The sequence below is a fragment of the Planctomycetota bacterium genome (genome assembly GCA_038746835.1).
Taxonomy (GTDB): domain Bacteria; phylum Planctomycetota; class Phycisphaerae; order Tepidisphaerales; family Tepidisphaeraceae; genus JBCDKH01.
This window is the reverse complement of record JBCDKH010000053.1, coordinates 1-19518: the sequence shown is the minus strand read 5'-3', so window position 1 is coordinate 19518 and position 19518 is coordinate 1. Positions and strand designations below refer to the sequence as shown.

Annotated in this window: 19 protein-coding genes; 8 read left to right on the top strand and 11 right to left on the bottom strand. The window is 65.8% G+C overall.

Annotated elements, in window-relative coordinates; all coding sequences use genetic code 11:
- Positions 1–301 precede the first annotated feature (301 nt).
- Complete coding sequence (locus AAGI46_07455; GenBank protein ID MEM1012043.1) at positions 302–1393, top strand: AraC family transcriptional regulator; 1092 nt, start codon at positions 302–304, stop codon at positions 1391–1393.
- Between the two features lie 54 nt (positions 1394–1447).
- On the opposite strand, the gene AAGI46_07450 is transcribed toward AAGI46_07455, so the two are convergent.
- The gene (locus AAGI46_07450) at positions 1448–3271 is read right to left on the bottom strand and encodes an amidohydrolase (protein MEM1012042.1); all 1824 of its coding nucleotides are present in this window, start codon (positions 3269–3271) and stop codon (positions 1448–1450) included.
- A gap of 334 nt (positions 3272–3605) precedes the next feature.
- Here AAGI46_07450 and AAGI46_07445 point away from each other — a divergent pair, with 334 nt between their 5' ends.
- From AAGI46_07445 to AAGI46_07425, 5 genes are all read left to right on the top strand, one after another.
- On the top strand, positions 3606–4145 hold the full coding sequence (locus tag AAGI46_07445) for an MYXO-CTERM sorting domain-containing protein (GenBank protein MEM1012041.1): 540 nt from the start codon (positions 3606–3608) through the stop codon (positions 4143–4145).
- Between the two features lie 71 nt (positions 4146–4216).
- The gene (locus tag AAGI46_07440; protein MEM1012040.1) at positions 4217–4855 is read left to right on the top strand and encodes an RNA polymerase sigma factor; all 639 of its coding nucleotides are present in this window, start codon (positions 4217–4219) and stop codon (positions 4853–4855) included.
- Positions 4845–5558, top strand: a complete 714-nt coding sequence (locus AAGI46_07435) for a hypothetical protein (protein ID MEM1012039.1) — start codon at positions 4845–4847, stop codon at positions 5556–5558. The genes AAGI46_07440 and AAGI46_07435 overlap by 11 nt, the downstream gene beginning before the upstream one ends.
- A 58-nt stretch (positions 5559–5616) precedes the next feature.
- Positions 5617–6045 (top strand): hypothetical protein, encoded by a 429-nt coding sequence (locus tag AAGI46_07430; protein ID MEM1012038.1) that lies wholly within the window; start codon positions 5617–5619, stop codon positions 6043–6045.
- 120 nt (positions 6046–6165) lie between these two features.
- Positions 6166–7203, top strand: a complete 1038-nt coding sequence (locus AAGI46_07425) for a fatty acid desaturase (GenBank protein MEM1012037.1) — start codon at positions 6166–6168, stop codon at positions 7201–7203.
- Positions 7204–7250: 47 nt separating this feature from the next.
- Here the strand turns inward: AAGI46_07425 and AAGI46_07420 are convergent, their stop codons facing one another.
- The 7 genes from AAGI46_07420 to AAGI46_07390 all read right to left on the bottom strand — a co-directional run bounded on the left by AAGI46_07420 (position 7251) and on the right by AAGI46_07390 (position 13067).
- Entirely contained in the window at positions 7251–7784 is a 534-nt protein-coding gene (locus AAGI46_07420) for a hypothetical protein (protein MEM1012036.1), read from the bottom strand.
- Positions 7785–7821: 37 nt separating this feature from the next.
- Positions 7822–8496 carry a sigma-70 family RNA polymerase sigma factor gene (locus tag AAGI46_07415; protein MEM1012035.1) on the bottom strand — a complete coding sequence of 225 codons (675 nt, stop codon included), beginning with the start codon at positions 8494–8496 and terminating at the stop codon, positions 7822–7824.
- 328 nt (positions 8497–8824) lie between these two features.
- A complete protein-coding gene (locus tag AAGI46_07410) occupies positions 8825–9346 on the bottom strand; it encodes a GspH/FimT family pseudopilin (GenBank protein ID MEM1012034.1) in 522 nt (173 codons plus the stop codon).
- Positions 9346–9666 (bottom strand): hypothetical protein, encoded by a 321-nt coding sequence (locus AAGI46_07405; GenBank protein MEM1012033.1) that lies wholly within the window; start codon positions 9664–9666, stop codon positions 9346–9348. Before AAGI46_07405 ends, AAGI46_07410 begins: the two co-directional genes overlap by 1 nt.
- A gap of 167 nt (positions 9667–9833) precedes the next feature.
- Positions 9834–10352 (bottom strand): prepilin-type N-terminal cleavage/methylation domain-containing protein, encoded by a 519-nt coding sequence (locus tag AAGI46_07400; protein ID MEM1012032.1) that lies wholly within the window; start codon positions 10350–10352, stop codon positions 9834–9836.
- 470 nt (positions 10353–10822) lie between these two features.
- Entirely contained in the window at positions 10823–11788 is a 966-nt protein-coding gene (gene nadC, locus AAGI46_07395; GenBank protein ID MEM1012031.1) for a carboxylating nicotinate-nucleotide diphosphorylase, read from the bottom strand.
- 127 nt (positions 11789–11915) lie between these two features.
- Positions 11916–13067 (bottom strand): sigma-70 family RNA polymerase sigma factor, encoded by a 1152-nt coding sequence (locus AAGI46_07390; GenBank protein MEM1012030.1) that lies wholly within the window; start codon positions 13065–13067, stop codon positions 11916–11918.
- A gap of 488 nt (positions 13068–13555) precedes the next feature.
- Here AAGI46_07390 and nadD point away from each other — a divergent pair, with 488 nt between their 5' ends.
- Complete coding sequence (gene nadD, locus AAGI46_07385; GenBank protein ID MEM1012029.1) at positions 13556–14176, top strand: nicotinate (nicotinamide) nucleotide adenylyltransferase; 621 nt, start codon at positions 13556–13558, stop codon at positions 14174–14176.
- Between the two features lie 134 nt (positions 14177–14310).
- On the opposite strand, the gene AAGI46_07380 is transcribed toward nadD, so the two are convergent.
- From AAGI46_07380 to AAGI46_07370, 3 genes are all read right to left on the bottom strand, one after another.
- Positions 14311–14898: a SelL-related redox protein gene (locus tag AAGI46_07380; protein MEM1012028.1), complete on the bottom strand. Its 588-nt coding sequence runs from the start codon at positions 14896–14898 to the stop codon at positions 14311–14313.
- Between the two features lie 127 nt (positions 14899–15025).
- The gene (locus tag AAGI46_07375) at positions 15026–15409 is read right to left on the bottom strand and encodes a hypothetical protein (protein MEM1012027.1); all 384 of its coding nucleotides are present in this window, start codon (positions 15407–15409) and stop codon (positions 15026–15028) included.
- Between the two features lie 553 nt (positions 15410–15962).
- The gene (locus AAGI46_07370) at positions 15963–16685 is read right to left on the bottom strand and encodes a PIG-L family deacetylase (GenBank protein MEM1012026.1); all 723 of its coding nucleotides are present in this window, start codon (positions 16683–16685) and stop codon (positions 15963–15965) included.
- Between the two features lie 455 nt (positions 16686–17140).
- On the opposite strand from AAGI46_07370, the gene AAGI46_07365 reads away from it, so the two are divergent.
- The coding region (locus AAGI46_07365) for a tetratricopeptide repeat protein (GenBank protein ID MEM1012025.1) at positions 17141–19518 on the top strand (2378 nt) is incomplete at its 3' end.

Below are 19518 nucleotides of genomic sequence, written 5' to 3'. Positions count from 1 at the left end.
TCGTCGGCAGCCCGCCTGGACCGTCGGAGACTTCGATGAAGTCATTAACGGTCGAATTGATGATGGTCGTGCCGCCGTCGTCGAAAACGGCCGCCCCTGCCGACGAAGTGGCGAGGAAGCTGGCGGCGATGACGATGGCGTGTGCGGATCTCGTGCTTGGCATGCTTTTCTCCCAGTCCTCCTCGCGAGTTCTTGCGAAGATAGCAGATGATGGGAGCGCGTGGCGTCTCAAAATCTTGTGCGCCGTGTCTCAAAATGGCTCACTAGCGCCTTCCTCACAGTTATGGCTCAACCATTAGCCATGGCGAAGGGCAAGCTCCTCCCCGAGCGTCACCCGTTGCCACGCGTGACGCTGCGAAGGCCGACCGACGGCTTCGACATGTGGCACGAGCTGTGCCGACCGGTCATGGACACCGCCGCGAGGCAGACGACCGATGACTTCGAATGCGACGTCGAGTTCGCCGACGTCGGCGGAGTCGTCTGCGGCAGGACGGCCTACGGGGCGACGCAGTTTGTACGAAGTTCGGAACAAGCACGAAGTGACGCCGGCGACGGCTGGGCGGTGCACATGCTGACCCGCGGCGAGGAACGCGTCGATGACGACAAAGGCTCCTACGTCGTTCGGCCCGACCGCATCGTCCTGGCGGATTGGCGGCACGGCTACACCAAGGACGCGACGGCAGCAGATCAGCTGAGCCTATTCATCCCGCGACACCTCTGCCCTCGGCCGGACCTGGGCGGACGCTCGGCGGTGTGGTGGCATCGAGATTCGCCGGCGGGCCGAGTGCTGGCGACAGCGATCGAGACGACGTGGAGCACGCTGCCCGATGTCACCGTCGATCAGGCGTCGGCCGTCGGGGCAGGATTGCGTGGCCTGCTGGGCGGCTTGCTCGATGCGGCCGACGGTCGCCCGGCGAACCCCGAGCACGTCGAGCCAGCGCTGCTCGATGCGATGATCCGTCACCTCGAAGATCACCTCGGCAACCCGGACGTCGGCGTCGAAGACCTCGTCGCGCGATTCCACTGCTCCCGCGCGACGACCTACCGGCTGTTCCGCAGCCACGGCGGGATCGGACGCTACCTCCGCCGTCGACGTCTGGCCGTCGCGATGGACGTGCTGAACACAGAGCCCGCAAGTGCCATCAATCTGGCCGGCCTTGCAGACCACGTCGGCTTTCGCGACTCGCGGCACTTCTCCCGTGCCTTTCGCGACGCCTTCGGCATGACCCCGCGCGAAGCGGCAGAGCAGCACGCTCCCGCACGGTCTCACCCACGAACCACACCGCGCCGCCAACGACCCACCGGCGGCCGGAAAGAACACGACCACGTCCGACGCGTCCACGGCTGGTTCGGGCAGAACCCGCGCGCGGCGCACAGCCGGCGAATCGACTGATGTACACCAACAAGTCAGCCGTCCTCGCTTGCAGACGAAACGCACGCAACGACTTCAGTCGCGGTCCATCACGTCGAGAATGATGTCCACGGCCGGACTGAAGCAACCGTCGGCCGTGGCGGCGTGTGCGTGCGCGTGGTCGTGCCTGTGTGGCTCGTGGGCGAAGAGACCCAGTGCCGGCGGCAGATGAAGGGCTGCCTGCTCGTCGCGCGTGTAGATCGTCCGGCCCGACTTGATCGTCTCCAACACCTTCACACCGGCCAAGTCGGCCTCGGCGACTTCGCGCGGGTCGGCAGACAAAATCACCAAGTCTGCCACCTTCCCCGGCTCGATGGAGCCTTTTTCGTCTTCTTCGAAGTGCTGAAACGCCGGCCAGAGCGTCATCGCTTTCAGGGCAGTCATCACGTCGACGCGGTGCTGCGGGCCGAGGATGTCGCCACTTCGCGAACGGCGCGTGACGGTCGCGGAAAGGACACGCATCGAGTCGGGCAACGCGACTGGTGCGTCGTGATGCGTGCCGAATCGCATGCCACGATCCAGGACCCAGCCTGTCGGCGAGATGTTCTCTGCGCGTTCGCTTCCGAGCACCGACTCGCGGTGATAGTCGCCCCAGTAATACGTGTGCATCGGGTAGAGCGACGGGAAGATGTCGAGCCGATCAAGCTGGGCGACCTGATCGTGACGGAGCGTCTGGCCGTGGATGAGCACGGGACGGCCGTCGACGTTCGGGTGTGCTTGTCGGGCCATGTCGACGCCCGCGATCATCGTGTCGATGGCCGCATCACCGTTGGCGTGCACCAGGAGCTGCCAGTCGTTGGCAAAGGCCTTGTCGATCGCGGCGTGAGCGGCTTCCGGCGTGATCGCGGCATAGCCGGCGTAGTCCGCGGGCTGGCCATCGGGCACCTTGAAGTAAGGCCGACTCAACCAGGCCGTCTTGCCCTGAGGCGAGCCGTCGATCGTCAACTTGTACCCGGCGATCCGCACGCCGTCCGCGTACTCGCGCGTTGGCACCTCATCGTCGAGCATGAGAATGTCCGGATAGATCGCCACGTCGATCCGCAGGTCGCCCCGAGCAGCCACCCTTCGAAACGCGGCAATCGCATCCGCATTGGCTCGGCCTTCCTGTGCGGTTGTGTAGCCGAACGACGCGAGCATGGCCGTCCCTCGCTCGACAAACGCGTCGCTGACATCGTCGTCGAAGTTGCCCGCGAGTCCGCCGAGCATGGCGAAGAAGGCATACTCCTCCGCGTGGCCATCGGGCTCGTTGGTGCCGTCGCGTCGAAGGAACTTGCCACCTTTGGGATCCGGCGTGTCGGCGCTGATGCCGAGCAGGTCGAGTGCCTTGCTGTTGGCCGAGCCGAGGTGGCTCGACTGGTGGATGACGACGATCGGCACGTCGGTCGAGACGCGGTCGAGGTCGTCGCGTGTCGGATGACGCTGCTCGACGAGTTGGGCATTGTCATAGCCGAAGCCGACGATCCAGCCGAGCCGCTCGACGGTCTCCGGATTCTCAGCCGCGAACGTCGTCAACGTCTCGACAAGCCCGTCGATCGAGTCGACGCCGCCATCCGGCGGTGGCAGCAGATTGGCGACGCTCGCCTGAAGCCCGACCATGAAGGCATGCCCGTGCGAGTCGACAAACCCAGGCACCATCGTCCGCCCTTCGAGGTCGACGAGATCCGTCCGTTCCCCACGATGCTGCATGACTTGGTCGAGATCGCCGACCGCCAGAATCGTCCCATCCGCGACCGCAACCGCCTCGGCCTGCGGCAGGTCATCATTCATCGTGAGGACCGGCCCACCGAAGTAAATCGTCTCGGCTTCCCGTGCCTCTGCGAACAGCGGAAAGGAGACGAGGCAGAAGCAAACGATCCACACGAACGCTCGGCAAGTCATACCCGCATCCAATCAGAAACCGCCACGCTCGGCGACCAAAAATCCGCACTTCTGCGGCGAATCGAAAGCAGCACACAGACGTTCGCGATCGCTTTCCGACAACCAACGCGTCACCAACGCCGGCACCCAGGCGGATCATTCGCCAACATGCAATGGCGCCCGCCACCCTGTGCTGCTCACGGCCCCAACGGTGGAGTGCGATCGCGGGTACCAGACGAAAAACTTCCACCAATGCAAGAAGCACCCGACCTCGAGGCATGAGCCCGCAGAGCCGGCGTTGGTCGTCGGCCTTTCTTTCCAACTCGCAGACACGCTCATGCAGTCTTCTCTTCTCCTCACCGCCTCCGTCGTTGCTGGTCTTGCCGCAACCGCTAACGCGGCTGACATCTCCGTCTTGACGCTGCCCGAGGGCGGCGAGATCCTCCAGATCACCGGCGCCGTCGAACGCCAGACGCCCGGCGGGCCGGCGGTTGCTGACACGCGGACGGTCTACCAGTTCGCCCCCGACTTCGACGATCCGCAGCCGAACGATCCCGACTTCACCGGATCGACCTGGGGCTGGGTCTACCTCGAAAGCAACGCAACCCTCGCCGACCTCGTCATTCCCGATGAGGTGACCGCTGACTTCTCGCTGTTGACGAATCCGGACAGTGCGCTGGGTCTGCAGTGGGTGCTGGTCAACGGCAATCCGCTCTACCAGTTCGTCAACGACACCTCGCCCACTGATGCCAACGGCAACTTCGGGCCGTGGTTCTTTACGACGCTCGATGGCTCGCCGACCCAGGCGGTGCCGGAACCGGGCGTCGCGGCGCTCGGCCTTGCTGCGGCGGGCGTGCTACTGCGTCGCCGACGATGATCGCTGCGATTGGGTTAACATCACTTCCGGTTGTGGAAAATGCTTCCCATTTCGCCACCAGGCAGAAGCCCGTGACGTTGCCATCGTCGCCACCGGACAGCGCCGATTCATCGCGCGTCACGGACGTCATTGGCAGAGACGCCTTCGCCCGCCTCTTCGCTGATGCGTCGAGGCGGGCGTGGGTGGTGGCGATGGGCGTGCTGCTCGACCGTCACGGTGCCGACGATGTCGTCCAGGAGGCCGCCGCGGTCGCGTGGCGTCGTCGTGAGACGTTTGCGGTCGGGACCAACTTCGCCGCGTGGATCTGCCGAATCGCGCACCACTGTGCGCTGGCTCGCCGACGCAAGAAACGCCCTGATTCCGGACTCGACACCGATCGCGTCATCGCTCCGAAGCCGACGACGGCTGACGCGGACATTGCGAACCTCGAAGGGCTCGGCCTGGGCGACGCGTTGATCCGGTCGCTCCTGGCGCTGGCCGAGACGCCGCGGGCGTGCCTTCTGATGCGCGTCGTGCTGGAGGCGTCGTACGACGAGATTGCCGACGCACTCGAGATTCCGCCCGCGACGGCGATGAGCCACGTCCATCGAAGCCGACAACGCCTGGCCAGACACCTCGGCTCCCCGGCTGCCGTTTTGGAACACGAGCCGGCAAGAGAGAGTAACTATGAACAACGGGACACAGGAGGGACCGAGCATCATGCCCGCTGATCCCGAACATCATCGCCAGCTCGACGCCACGCTTCGGCAGGCGTTCGACCCGGAGCAGCAGGCGCGTCGCGTCACGCCGGACGACGTTCTCGCGTGGATCGATGCCGACATTGACGGCGCCGAAGACACAGGTGACAAGGCCGACGTCGGAGCGCCGCTGCCGATGTGGCGTCGCCCGATGTTCCGCGCCGGCCTCGCACTGGCGGCGGTGCTGGTCGTCGGCATCACAACCTTCCAGGGGCTCCTTCCGACCATCGTGGGCGGCACGCATCAGCAGATCGCCCAACTGCCGCCGAGGCTGCCGGTGTACGCGTCGGCCGGCGAGACCTACGCGGCCGCTGCCGAGGGCGACTTCGAGCCCGACTGGACGTGTGCGCCCGAAGACCTCAACGACAATCTCGCCTACGCCCTCGATGGCCACGCTCTGGCCGTTGCGAAGCTGCCGGCGTCGGTGCAGCTTCTGGGATGGTCGTATCCCGAAGGTCTCGCCGGTCCGTTGATGGACCCGGGTGAGATCGTGCTGCTGGCCAACAGTCCGAAAGGCCCGCGTCTTCTGGTGATCGCGCTCGAACGCGACGCCCGCGAGCCCGACGTCGACGTCTCCGAAGGCCTCTTCGTCCACGAAGCCAAGGCCGGCCCATTGAAGCTGATCGAGATTGCCGCGGACGACACGTCGCTGATGGCGGCAACGCTGGGGGACTGACGTCCGCCGAAACGACCTCTCGCTGCTGCCAGGGCGCGAGCGCGCTGTACCGTCTGGCATGGCCGAAGACATGTCGCCCGAGCAGACGCTGGTTTCAGCAAAGTTTGTCGCGACGGGCTTTCTGGCATGCGTTGTGGTCTTCGCGGCCGTCGTTCTGATCATCGGGCCGAGCGAGAGTGAGGATCCGATGGTGGCGTACCTCGCAGCCGCGATCGCCGCGGCCGCACTCCTGGCCCATCGACCGATCGGGACCATCGTCGGCCGGCAGGCGCAGGGGACGGTCCAGGGGCGGTTCCTTACACGCACCTTGGTGACTTTCGCCGTCCTCGAAGGGCCGGCGTTGTTCAACATCGTCGCCCTGCTGCTCGAAGGCCAACTCCTGTCGCTCGGCCTGGCGACGCTGCTGGTCGGGGCGATGCTGCTGGCGTTTCCGACGCACGGGAAGCTGGATCAATTCACGGCGGAGGCGTCGCAAGGAACGAATTGAACGCTGGCCGACTGGTGAGCGTCTAAAACAACGCGAAGCTAATCGGGCGATGGATCGTCCGCATCACGGGCCGCCGCGCTGCGACCTGTTCACGACGCTGGAACCTTCACGACGAACGCCTTGAGCACCCAAGCCGCAACCGCTACGCCTCCGGCCAACCCGCACCGCTTCTATGCCACCGCGATTCGGCCGATGATGCCGAAAGAGGCGTTCAAGCGCAGCCCGCGCAAGCTCATTCCGGCGATTGTCCACCTGCTGATCGTCGTCGCAGCGTGGGTGGCCGCTCGCTATCTCGACTGGTGGGCCTGGCCAATCCTGGGCATCGTCGCGGGGCACAGCATGGCGTGCCTGGCATTCCTCGCCCACGAGCTGTCGCACAACGCGATCCTCAAGCGTGGCAAGGTCAAACGGGTCGTCGAGACCGGCGTCATGGGCCTCCTCGGCATCCCGTCGACAATGTGGCACGAGGTTCACAACATCACGCACCATGGAAACACCAACACGCCCGACGATCCGGACCGCCGCTGGATGACCGACGAGGTCAACAAGCGCAACACCGCGATTTCGGCTGCGTTTCACCCGCAGAAGAGTTGGTATCGTTTTAGCCCGCTCGTGCCGCTGCAGTTCGTCGGCTACATCATGCGGAACATCATCGCCGCCCTGAGCGGCGGGCACTGGGGAACCCTGCCGGCCGCGCCGAAGTACGACGCGAAGCAGCGGCGCTCGATCGCGATCGAATTGGGCGTGATCGTGCTCATACAAGCACTCGCCTTCACCGTCGTCGGGTTCGACTTGGTCCGCTGGCTCCTGGTCGGCCCCTTCGCCTGGGCCGTCGCGTCATCGGTGGTGATGGCCTACGTCTTCACGAACCACTTCCTGCACCCGATCCACGACGAGAGCGACCCGGTCGGCTCCTCGACCAGCGTCATCGTCCCGCGCTGGGTCGACGCGATGCACTTCAACTTCTCGTACCACACCGAGCACCACCTCTTCCCCGGGATGGACTCGAAGTGGTACCCGGAAGTCAGCAGGAACCTTCGCGAACAGTTCCCCGATCGCTACAACCAGCTGCCGTTCCTAGAAGCATGGCGTCGACTGCTGGCGGCCAAGATGTTCGAGCCGGCGATGGCCGAGGCGGGCGGCGAGTCGCCGCGGTGATCAGTCACGCGGTTAGACGACGGGTCGTTCGCAACCGGTAGGAAGGATCACTCCGGTCGCTGCGACGGGTTGTCGGCCGGTTGGACGGTGGCTTCATCGTCGCCCGGGTTGCTGACAAGGCCCGGGTTATCGCCGGCGGGGATCGGATTGCTCATGATCGGAGCGGGCGACGTGCCGAAGTCGAGGCCACTGAACGTGCCGACGCCGAAGCCCGCCATCACGCAGGCGGCAGCAGCAAGGCCGAGCCACCAGACGTGCTTCGCCGGACCGATGCGCATCGGCGACGCCTCACCCGGCGCGGCCAAAGCGCAGGCGCACTGGTTCAGCCGCGCGGCTGCGGCGTCGTCGCCGTCCTGGCTGAGCGTGTCGATCCGCAGATGACGCTGGGCTTTGAGCCTCGCGAGCGAAGCGGCGTATGCGGGTTCCTGGGCCAGACGCTGGCGCACGGTCTCGGCCTCGGCCGGTTCGAGCTCGCCGTCGAGGTAGGTCTCGAGCTGCTCGACGTAGAAGTCGAACGCACCGCTGGCCGAAGCGTCGGCCTGATCGTCGGGCGTCGAAGGGGAAAGGTTGCTATCGCTCATCGGTGGTGGTCTGACCTGTGGGTGCGGCTGGCGGTGTTCAACCGTCGGCGCGTTGCCCCTCAACGTACGGGCCGAGCTTGTCGGCAAGCTTACGACGGGCCCGGTGGAGCCACGTCTTGACCTGCGGGATGCTGCAGCCCAGCGTCTCGCTGATCTGCTGGTAACTCATCCCCTCATATTCACACAGAACGAGCGCAGCACGGAAGTGTTCGGGCAGCTCATCGATCGCGTCGCGGACGCGGGCAACGGTCTCGTTGCGCTCGATCGGTTCGTCGGGTGCCGTGCCGCGTTCGCGGTTGTTCCGCGCGTCGCGGCCGGCAGAGTCGTCGGCGATCTGCGTCATCTTCGGCGGCCGGAGCAGCCGAAGCGCCTCGTTGAACGTGGCCCGCTTGAGCAACGGCCCGGGCTGACGCCAGTCGTACCGCTCGCGGTGGCGGTAGAGATTTGTTAGAGCCTGCTGGACGACGTCTTCACCCGAGGCGCGATAGCCGACGATGCCGCGGGCGATGCCAAGCAGTCGCCGGCCGTGCTCTTCGACGGCCTTTTCGAAGTACGTCGGCCCGCCGGGCGAGACGCGATCGTCCGCTCGCACGGCCGGCACATCCGGATCGGCCCAACTCGGCCGGGTGACGTCGGGTTGCTTGTCCTGGGCGTCCAAAGTGGGCGTCGGGGCGGCTGGCGTTCGCGGCGAAAGCGAGCGTCGGACCGGCATCCGACGACGTGGAGCAGGCGATGCTAACCGAGCAGCGGACGAGACGCGTCCCGAGCTGCTGGGCCTTGCCGCTGGTCGTTCCTCGTCTAGTGCACGCTGGTTCGACATCGCACCTCCGAATCGCCCTCGATGACACCGCCGGTGCGGTGCCTCGAGGTTAATACTCATCGAAGCGAGGGAAGTTGCAGGTTTGCGGTATCGGGTGTTGTGCTGACGAGCAGCGAGCGACGCTGGATCCGGGGTTTTCCAGGAGAGGCTCGCTTCGCTCACCGCTAAACAAATGACCAGTAACGCTTTGGCACTCTTTCGCAGGGAAGCGATGGGGGTGCTACTTGATGATGGTCACTTCACCTGTCACGGGCTCGATTTGGACTTTGAGCTCGTGGTCACCCGATTTGAGGATGAGGTCCGCCGGGCTGCCGAAGGGGACGTGGGCGTTGTTGGTCAATTCCGTCGTGAACGGGGCACCGGTCGAATCGAAGCCAACGACGGGCTGATCGTTGAACGTGTTATCGGTCCTGACGACGCCGTCGAGCTTGGTGAAGTCGAGGCGCAGTGGGCCGGGCTCGACGGGGTGGTCGACGCCGACCCAGCCGCTGCCGTCCCAGGTGGCGACGTCCAGCGAGTCGCCGCCGGGTGCGAGGTCGGGGACGACGTAGTGCGGCTCGCCGCGGGCGATGGCGAGGTTCTGGGCGTACTGCAGGCACGACGCGGCCTGACGGGCGGCCGTGCTGACCTTCAGGTCGCCACGTCCGCCGATGTACGCCAGCGACATGGTCCCGACGATTCCGAGGATCGCCACGGTCACAAGCAGCTCGGCCAGGGTGAAGCCAAGACCGGGGCGTCGCATCACTGGCCTTCCTTCTCGCTGAGGTCGCTGGCGACCTGCTCGACGGCGGCGAGTCGGCCGTCCATGGTGCGGAGGCGATCGTCGATCCGCTTGAGCTGGGTGTCGAGCTGGGTAGACGACGCCTTGGCTTGCTCGGCGTTTTGTCGGAGCACATCGATCATCGTCTGCCGCTGGGCCGCCGCGTTGGGGAGCGTCGGGACGGTCCCGTGGGCCGGGGCGGTGGTTGGTGACTGGGCGAGGACAGCGACGAGCGTCAGTGCCTGGAGCCCGGCGAGGAGGCGAAGGGTGCCGGTCGACTTGGTGGCGGATTCGTTGGACATGACAGACCTGGCAAGAGGCGGGCGTGCAGGTGACACGACGTTGTCGTGCAGGTGGCGAGGACGGTCGAGTGTCCAGCCGAAAACCGGCGGCGGGCTGTTGTGCCGGCCGCCGGGGGAGAGAGAAGACGGATCGGTCGGTGGGTCGCTGCGACGAGCGACCCGGTCACTCAGGGAGCGACGAATCCGGCCGGGTTCGAGGAGCCCTCGGTGCCGTCGGCTTCGTTGAAGTAGTTCGTGTCGGTCTTGCCGGTGGCAAACAGCTTGCCGTTGGCATCGATCACGAACCCGACTCCGCTGGCGGCAGCGTTGGCAACGGTGGAGTTGCCGTTGAGCGAGTTCTTCGGCTCGGCCTGCAGGTACGGGCCGTAGGTGTTGCCGTCGACGACGCTGGTCCCGGTGAGCATGTCCCAGTCCCAGGTGCCGGTGACGGTGCCGTCATCGGTGGGGAACTCGTCGCGGTGCTCGAGCTTGTAGAGCTCGACCTGGCTGCGGAGGGTCTGCAGCTGGCTGGTCACGCTCTTCTTACGAGCGTTTTCCGAGGCGTCCGAGAACTGAGGAACGACGATCGCGGCAAGAATGCCGAGGATGATCACGACGATCAGAATTTCCACGAGCGTGAAGCCCTTGGCCTTGCCCTGACGGCGACGAGCGCGGTCGAGGCGATTCGAGAGAGTGGTGCTGAACATGGCCTGTTCCTTCTGGACCGCGTCGGGTCCTCTGGGTCGATGACGCCCCTGCGGCAACCGCCAGCAGAAGCAAGTGCCCGGTGGCAACGCGGCACAACGCTGCCGACCGGCCGTCGCGGTACGAAGCTCGCACGACGGCTCCGAAACACGCGCCTCATCGGGTGGCCGACCTCGTGTCAGCCAGCACAGGCATCGGCCTGGCCGCGGTCTCGCTTAACCTCAGAAGCCACAGCTTCAAGGTCGATCGTGATGTCCGATTCGGCAGCTGCAGACGCAACCCAGCTTCACCATTTTCTCTCAGTCGCGATCGAACCACCGCACCACACGGACACTTGCTCGATCGACACACCGTGACGAAGCCGGAGTCTGAGCGGAGCGATGACTCGGAACGCACTTCGACAACGCTCCGAGTCATCGCTTCGCTCAGACTTCGGCTTCACATCGACTCAACTCAGGTCGATGCTCCGACGTCACGCAGCATCAACATCCAGTGACACGTCGAGCGCCGGCGCCGAGTGCGTTATCGCACCTACCGAGATGCGGTCCACACCCGTTGCGGCGATGTCGCGGACGGTTGCCAGCGTCACGCCGCCGCTGGCTTCGAGGAGGACGTCGCGTGCCGCACCGGGCGAACCGTCGCGGATCGTCACGCAGCGCGTCATCGTCGGGCAGTCCATGTTGTCCAGCAAAATGACGTCGACGCCTTCGACGTCCAGCACCCGCTCGAACTGCTCGAACGTGTCGACCTCGATCTCGATCTTCCGCGTCGCGTCCTCCGCCCGGCTGCGCTCCACAAGCTCCTGCACCGCCTTGGCCAGCGCCTTGCCCTTGGACACGCCGGCCAGCGCGAGGTGGTTGTCCTTGACCAGCACCATGTCGTGCAGCCCGACGCGGTGGTTGAACCCGCCGCCGCACCGAACGGCGTATTTGTCGAGCGACCGAAAGCCCGGCCTCGTCTTGCGCGTGTCGTAGATCCGAGCCCGCGTGCCGTCGCAGCGCCTTGCGAACTGCCGCGTGAACGTCGCGATCCCGCCGAGGTGGCCCAACAGGTTCAGGATCAACCGCTCGGCTGCGAGAATCGATCGCACCGGGCCAGTGATCTGCAGCAGCTCCTCCGGATGCCGCGACGCCGCCTCTTTAAACGTGCCCTCTCCGAGCGGCACGTCGGGCCACTCGACATGCAGCCGCTCGTCGAGCAACTGGCAGATCGCCCCGACCGCCGGCAGGCCACACGTCACGCCCGGCGACTTCTGCACCAGCGCCGCCGTCCCGACGACGTCGTCAGGAATCGTCAGCCGACTCGTCACGTCGCCGGCCACGCCTTCGGCGCCGAGGTCTTCGAGGATCGCCAGCTTCATCAGCGGCAGCCACGACTCCAACTCTGGGAAGGTCGGCAGATCGTCGTTCACTGGTGCGTTATCGGACAGCTTCGTCACAGACCTTGTGTACGCGACGCCGAGGCGAAAAGCTCGCGACTTCCCAGATGTCGCACCCGACAACTTGCCCAACGAAAAAGGCGACGCCACTTGCGTGACGTCGCCTGAAAAGGGTGTCGATGGTCGCTCAGGCCTTCGTCGCCTCGACGGGCTCGAGGTCGAGTTCGAACTCGTCGGGGTCGTAGGTCAGCGGCTCGTCGGCGAATGGGTCGAACCGCTCGCCACGCGACTCGGCCTCGAGACGCTGGAGGTCCAGCTCGATGCCACGCTCGCGAAGCTGCTCGCCGTCGAGCTGACGCTCGCGGGCCTCGGCCCGGAGGACGCCTTCCTCCATGAGCTTGCGGATCTTTGCCAGAGCCTTGTTCTGGATCTGGCGGACCCGCTCCTTCGTGACGCCGATGATCTTGCCGACCTGCTCCAGGGTGAGCGGATTGTTGACGTCCTGCTCCCAGTTGAACCGGCGCTTCAGGACCGTCTGCTCGACGTCCGTCAGGTCGGCCATGTTGCGGTCGACGATCGTCTTGAGCTCGACGACGCAGTCCTCGCGGACGTCGCCACGCTTGGTCTCGAGCCAGTTGGACTTTTCGAGGTCCGGCTCGAACTCGACCGGGAAGCGCTGGCGGTGACGCGAGTGCTTCATGGCCGTGCGGCTGAAGGCCTTCAGGATCGCCCGGCACGCGTACGTGCTGAACTTGAAGCCCTTGTCCACGTTAAACTTATCGACGGCTCGAATGAGGGCCATGTTGCCCTCGGAGACGACCTCGGCAAAGTCGACGTCGCCCAGCCGCGTCCGCTTGGCCATGGCTAGGACGAGGGCGAGGTTCGTGCGGACGAGGTATTCGCGAAGGTGCTCAAACCGGTCGCACCAGACGACCAGCTCCTGGGCGTCCTTCTTGGTGAGGTTCTTCAGGCCCTTCTTCTTGATGCGACGCTGGATGCGGCCGATCTTGAGCTTGGCGAAGTTGAACCGCAGGAACATCAGCCGCTCTTCCGGCGGCTTCATGAGCTGCGGCGCACTCACGTTGTCGGTCTTTTCGAACGCGTCGTCACGCGTCGGCTGGTACCAGTCGACCAGCGGCAGACGCGGGATGTCCTCGTCGAACAGCTCCTTCTCGATGCCCTTGCGCTGGAACTGCTCGGAGTCCATGAAATCGAACTCCTCGGCGAGGAGGACCTCGACGCGCGAACGCAGCGGACGCCCCAGAACACCGTCCAGGTGCTTGAGGTCCAGGGTCTTCTTTTCGGCGGCGTCCGTTGCCGTCTTCTTGGTGGTGCTCATCAGTCTGTCCTGTCGGTTGCGCCGTCTTGTTTCGCCGCGGCTGCCGCCGGGCCGGCTTTGTGTGGTAGTGGTGAGTCGCGAGACGAGCTCGCGTCGCAGTCGGGCCCTGAACGCCCCAAACCGGTGAACCGGCCTAGAGTGACCCAAGGCGGGAGGCGACATTCGTCGCCGACCGATCGTCGGTTGCGACCAGGCCGCAGGTGACGTGCGTCCGCAAACGCCTTGCCACTCGCGGTGTAACCTCCGGCGAACCAGAACGGCACGTCTGAAGTTACCCAAAGTCGCAGCCCGGCGGCAAAAACTTCGATCGCCCACGGGCCAAACGCCCCTGAACGCTCCAAAGCCGCTATGCGTGCCGAGCCCGGCCGTCTACTGGAGGCGGCGGGCCACGCAAGTTACTGGCAGAAACGCTCGTGTCAACAGGAAGTTCCCACTCGCCCAAATCGGCTAGGCCGACCGCCCCGGCCGGGCAAGCCGAGCCTGCGGATTTGGCCGGCTCGCCACGCGACCTCTGCCTCGGTGGCAGCTTCGATCCGATCCACGTCGGCCACCTCGCCGTCGCCCGTGCAGCAGCAGAAGCCACCGGTTTCGATCGCGTCCGCCTCCTTGTCGCCGGCACCTCGCCCGGCAAGGCCGCCGCGACTGCGGCCGAGGTCCGGCTCGACCTCGTTCGCCGCGCCGTCGAGGGCGACCCAGACTTCGTCGTCGACGATCGAGAGCTCCACCGCACCGGCCCGAGCTTCACCGCCGACACCGCCGAGGCTCTCGCAGCCGAGCTAGGTCACCCGCCGGCGTGGCTGATCGGCAGCGATCTTCTGCCCACGCTGCCCCGCTGGCACCGGGCGGCCGAGCTGCTGGATCGCGAGAATCCGCTTCTTTCATTTGTCGTGATGACACGCGCCGGCCACCCGATCGACGTCGCCGCCCTGCCGCCCGAAGTGCGGCACCTTGCCACGCGGCCGGTCATAGTGCCGCAGTTCGATGTGTCGTCCACCATGATCCGCGACCGCCTCGCTCGCGGACTGTCGATCCGCTACCTCATTCCGGACTCGGTGCGTGAGCTCATCGAGCAGCGTGGGCTCTACCGCGCTGGTTCATCCCGCGGATGAGGTGGCTCCGCGGGTCTCAAGACCCCGCTCAGTGGTGAGCGCGAGCGAGCCTCTCCGACGGGCTCGCTGACGCTCACCGCTAAGCGAGTTGTCGTGACTCTTGTTGCTGCTGCGTCTTCGGTGCTGAATCGAAGTCACCGCGGTGATGCCTGAATCGTCTCTCCCTCAGACGCAAGTGACACCACATTCGGATGATCCCCCGCGTGGCGTGCTTCGTAATGCCAGGAGATACGTGCGGACTCACCTGAAACGGACGGCTCAAGCAGGAACTGCCCCGGCATCATCCACGGGTCGCCGACGGCCTTGCCGATGCCGTGGCCTTTGCGAACCGCCCGGATGCCGCACATGAAGCTCGACGGGCCGAACATCTGACCCAGCGTGCCGCGTGTAAGCCCGAACGCTTGGTAGAGGCGTTTGTCGGGATCGCTGATCGACGTCGCTCCGGGCCAGTACTTGCCGAAGAAGCTGCCCGCCGTCGCGACGTCGGCCATGTGGACGAATACGACCTTCGGATAACGCCGCTCCCCGCCGTGCCCGTCGGCCTGCTCGCTGGCGATGCGGAGGTCCTTGACGATCTCCCGGCAGAAGCAGCACCCGAAGTGCCTCAGGAAGTTCACCAAGGTCGGCCGATGTGGATCAAGCTGCCCCCGCAACGTCTCCGGCTCCGCCAGCCGCGTCCCCTGGACCGCAGCATCGAGCACCTCGGGCGACACGTGGTCCATCGCGGAACGATAGAGACGTCGCGAGCACCAAACCCCGCAAGTCGCGGGTCTACGACCCGCAGGACGGAGTCGCGAGCGAAGCAAACCGTCCGATTCGAGTACCAATCGCACCGTTTATGACGATGCGTCACGGCGCAACCACGTCCGCGGCCCTCGCCATGCCCATGAGGCTTATGAAGGCAGCAAAGAGACCGAGTGGAACTGCGACGATGCACTCGACGCACCATCGTCGAAGCGCGACAAGCGTTGATGTCAGAAGGATCAGACCGATCAATACGTAGAAGCCAAAGTAGATCGGAGCATCGATCATCCAGCGCTCCCAGAAGTCAGTGCCGGTTGCCGGCTTGAAAAGCATCGTTTGGCCTTCGACACGCTGACCAATGGCAACGCCGCCGAAGAACCACGCGTGGACGACGACAAGCCAGCCGAACCACATCAACGTGCAGACCCAAGCGCCGCGGTAGCCCGGCAGTTCGGTCGAGGGCGACGCGTAGGGGAGCGGATCCGACACCACCGACACGTTGTACCACCTCCGTCATCCCGAGCGCAGCCGAGGGACCTCGCCTGAGTGCTGACGAAACGGGAGCCGACCTTCAAACGCGACTTCCGCTAGAGAGTGATGCCGCAACACCCGGACGCGGACCGAACCCGTTCGACAGCGAAAGAGAGGCTCTCCAGTGCTGCGAGCAGTGCTGCGAACAGGACAGGAAACACCTCGATTCCCCAGCGATCTCGCTGAACTCGGAGAACCGTGAAGGCGGTGCAGAACAAGCAGCCACCCAACGCAACGAAGCCCGTGGCGAGCAAAATGCCGGAGTGCCCAAGGGGCGTGAGGCGTTCGTAACTGCAGAGACAAGCGTGATCGGGGCTTCGAAGAGCGCCGTAAAAGCCGCAGTAAAAGGCGGCATTTCCGATTAGTAGCCAAACGCCGTACAGGAATGCGGACTGCTTTAAGCCTCGCCAGTCGATCGACGGCTTGTGAGGATGCTCGTAAGCGAGAACCGGCCGCCGCACGTTGGTTTAACTGTACTTGGTGTCCGTCTTCGGCTGGTCAGCGAAGAACGTCACACCAACTCCGACAACCCGCTCAGGCCGATGACCTCGTCGCTGAAGAACGGCTCGGCAAAGCCGACGCCGCTGCGGTGGCCGTGGTAGCGGTGCATGGTTTCGACGTATGGCCAGAGGCCTTCGTCGGCGGCGATGCCCTGGCTCTTGTAGGCCTGACAGGCCGCCTTTTTGGTCGGCCAGGCGTCGGTGACGTCGATGCAGAAGGTCGGGACGATGTCGGTCCGCAGATGCGTGCAGAAGTACTGGATGATCCGCTTCGGGTGGTGCGGCTCGCCGGGGATGGGGCTCTTGGTCAGCTTCGCATCGAATCGTGCGTCGATTGCGATCTTGTGGGCGGCGATGTGGTCGGGGTGGGCGTCGGGGTAGTACGGGTAGAAGACGACGTCCGGCCGGACCTCGCGGATCAGCGCCGCCAGGGCGTGCCGGCTGGGGATGTCGTGAAGCAGCTCGCGGTTCCGCAGGCCGAGGTTGTGCCGGCGGATGGGCTTTTCGAGGCCCTTGTTGAGCAGCTCGGTCGCTCGGGTCCATTCCCGCTCTCGGATCTCCGGCGAGCCCTTGGGCGTCGGCTCGCCGTTGGTCAGGTCGCAGATGACGACGTCGTGCCCCTGCCGGGCGAGGGTGACGAGGGTTCCGCCCATGCCCAGTTCGGCGTCGTCAGGGTGCGGGGCGACGCACAGGAACGTCTTACTAGAAGGCAACGTGGACAGCGGCGACGCCATGGCGGCAGCGTACGGGGCATGCACGTCCGAAGCGTCGTGAGCGGCTCTGCCAGTAGTGGCGTGCGTGAGACTACCGGACGTCGCCAGAGGCAGTTGTCAGGCCGGAAGCTGTTGCAGTCATCTGCGGGCACCGTTATCTTCCGCCCCTGACGCACCTCGATTCGGCCGGCTGGTCGACGCACGAGTCGCGTTCGCCCGCTGATCGGTCGGCCCGAGGAGCCGACGCCGACGGCGAGCGTCCTGCCGGGACACGCCTTCCAAGGCCCCCGCCCGTCCCGGCGACATTCAGGGCTCTGCGATGCCCGTCATCGCCGATTCGCCCGTTCCCACCCGCCTGTCGAGTTCCTTCGACACCCTGGCCTCGGAACCGCTGGTTTCCCGGCCGCCCCGACACTGCACTTCCTCGGACGCGTCGAGGCCCCTTCTTGTTCCCGGCGTCCTTACCACCGCCCGCCATGCCCCAGCTTCGCACCTCGTCGATCGGCCACACGTCTTTCTCGCGTCGCCGTCGCGGCCGACTCGCTGTCGCAGCCGCCGCCCTGGCGGTCGTGGCCGTGGTCACGCCCGTCACGCCGCTCGTCATCCAGCCCGCAATGGCCGCGCTGCTCTCGGACGGTGAGGGCTCGACCGATGCCGACCTGCTCAAGCTCGCCGAACTCCGCGTCGGTGCCGCTGAATATCAAGCCGCCCTCGAGGCTCTGGGTCAGATCGACCCGGCCAACCTGAGCGATGCCGGCCGGGCTCAGCTCGCCGAGCTTCAGGCCCGTGCGACGTCGGCCCTGGACAGTCGCGATCAGGCTCGTGCCGATCTGGCCGCAGGCGAAGCCGCGTTCGAGGCCGGCAACTTCGCCGTCGCCGCCGCCGCGTTCGATCGAGCCCGCGACGCCCGGTTCGCCGACGCCGCGACGCAGCAGAAAGCTGCCGAGTTGCTGGCCGTGACTGAGGCCGAGCTTCGCGACGAGATCACGCGCGAGTTCGGCAGCGACCGCGCGTATTACGACTCGGCCGTCGCCGATTTCGAGGCCGAGCGGTTCGACGACGCCGAGGTCAAGCTGGCTGCGCTCGCAGCGATCAACTATCAGGCCGGCGCGTTCGGTGCCTCGCCTGACCAGCTGCTCGGCGAGATCGCGACGCGTCGCGCCCCTGCCGCCGCTGCCGCACCCGAGGCCGTCGCCCCGCCGGCACCGGTGGACCCGGTCATGCCGCCGGCAGTCGAACCGGTCGAAGAGCCTGAGGCCGCCGTCGAGCCTGAGGCTCCGGTCGAGCCGGAAGTCATGATCGAGCCGCCAGCCGCTCCCGAGGTCGCCGAGATTTCGGCCGCTCGGGTCGACTACCTGCGAGGCATCAAGGCCTGGCAGGACAACCGATTCGTCGAGGCCAAGGAGCTCTTGACCAAGGCCGAAGCCGCGGGTTACGAGCCGGAGCTGTTCGAGACGCCGATCGCTCAGGTGCTGGACGTGGTCGAGCAGCGTCTGGCCCGCGAGGCCGAGCGTGCCGAGGCCCCCGTCGCCGACGCCGATGACGCCGCCCGTCGCGAAGCCAACGCTGCCTTCGAGCGTGGCCGGGCGTTGGAAGACGCCGGTCGTCCCGACGAGGCCCGCGCCGCGTACCAGGAAGCCGCCCGACTCAATCCCAGCTTCCAGCCCGCAAGCGACGATGCGCCCGGCGCAGACCCCGTCGCACCTGCGGCCAACCAATCCCCGGCAACACCATTCATCGACAAGGAGAACGCCCAGCGGCAGCTGATCACCTTCAAGTTCGACGAGGCGATCGAGAACGGTGAGGCAGCGCTCGCAGCGAACGAGTTCCAGCAGGCCCGCACGTTCGTCGAGCAAGCTCGCGTTGCGGCGAGCACGAACCCATTCCTCTTCTCAGCCGCGACGCGTAACCAGTTCGACACACGGATCGAAGGCCTGAGCCTGGCGATCGACCGAAAAGAGGCGACCGTTGAAGCACGTCGAGTTGACGAAGCGCGTCGCCGTGCCGAAGGCGAAGACCGAAAGCGCCAGCTGGAAGGCGAGGCTGCCGAGGCCGCGACGGTTCGCCGGCTCATTCGTGACGCCCAGCTCGCGGTCGAAGACGGCAAGTTCGAGGCCGCACTCGCCCTCATCGAGCAGATCCTCACGGTCGACCCCAACAACGACTACGCCATCGGCGTTCGGCCCTTCATCGAAGACAAGGCCTTGCTCGCCCGGCAGCGCAAGCACTTCCTCGATTACCGCCAGGAAGTTGCCAGCGTCATGACCGAGGCGCAGGAGAAGCGCATTCCGTACGACGAGATCCTCCGTTACCCCGAAGACTGGCCGGACCTGGTCGCCCGTCGTGACCGCACCGTCGCCGAAGAGCGTGGTGCCGAGGAGGCGGATGCCGCGCTGATCGCGCAGCTGGAGGCTCCGATCGACACGCCGGTCGAGTTCGACCAGGTGCCGTTCGACGACGTGGTCGACTTCCTCCGCAACGCCAGCAACGCGGGCATCTTCGTCAACTGGCCGGAGCTGGAGCTGTCTGGCATCCAGCGTGGCACCGAGGTCACGCTGCAGCTGCCGGGCAGTGCGTCGCTGGGCAAGGTCATCGAGCTGACGCTCAACCAGCTCGGCAGCGGCTTTGCCGAGCTCGACTACACGGTTGACGACGGCATCATCACCATCAGCAGCGTCGAGGACCTCTCCAAGAACGTCCAGACGCAGGTGCTCGACATCCGCGACCTGATCGTTCCGATTCCGGACTTCGACCAGCAAGACGTCGGTAATCTCGGCGGTGCAGGCGGCGGCGGCGGTGGGGGTGGTGGATTTGGTGGTGGCGGCGGCGGTGGTGGTGGATTCGGCGGCGGTGG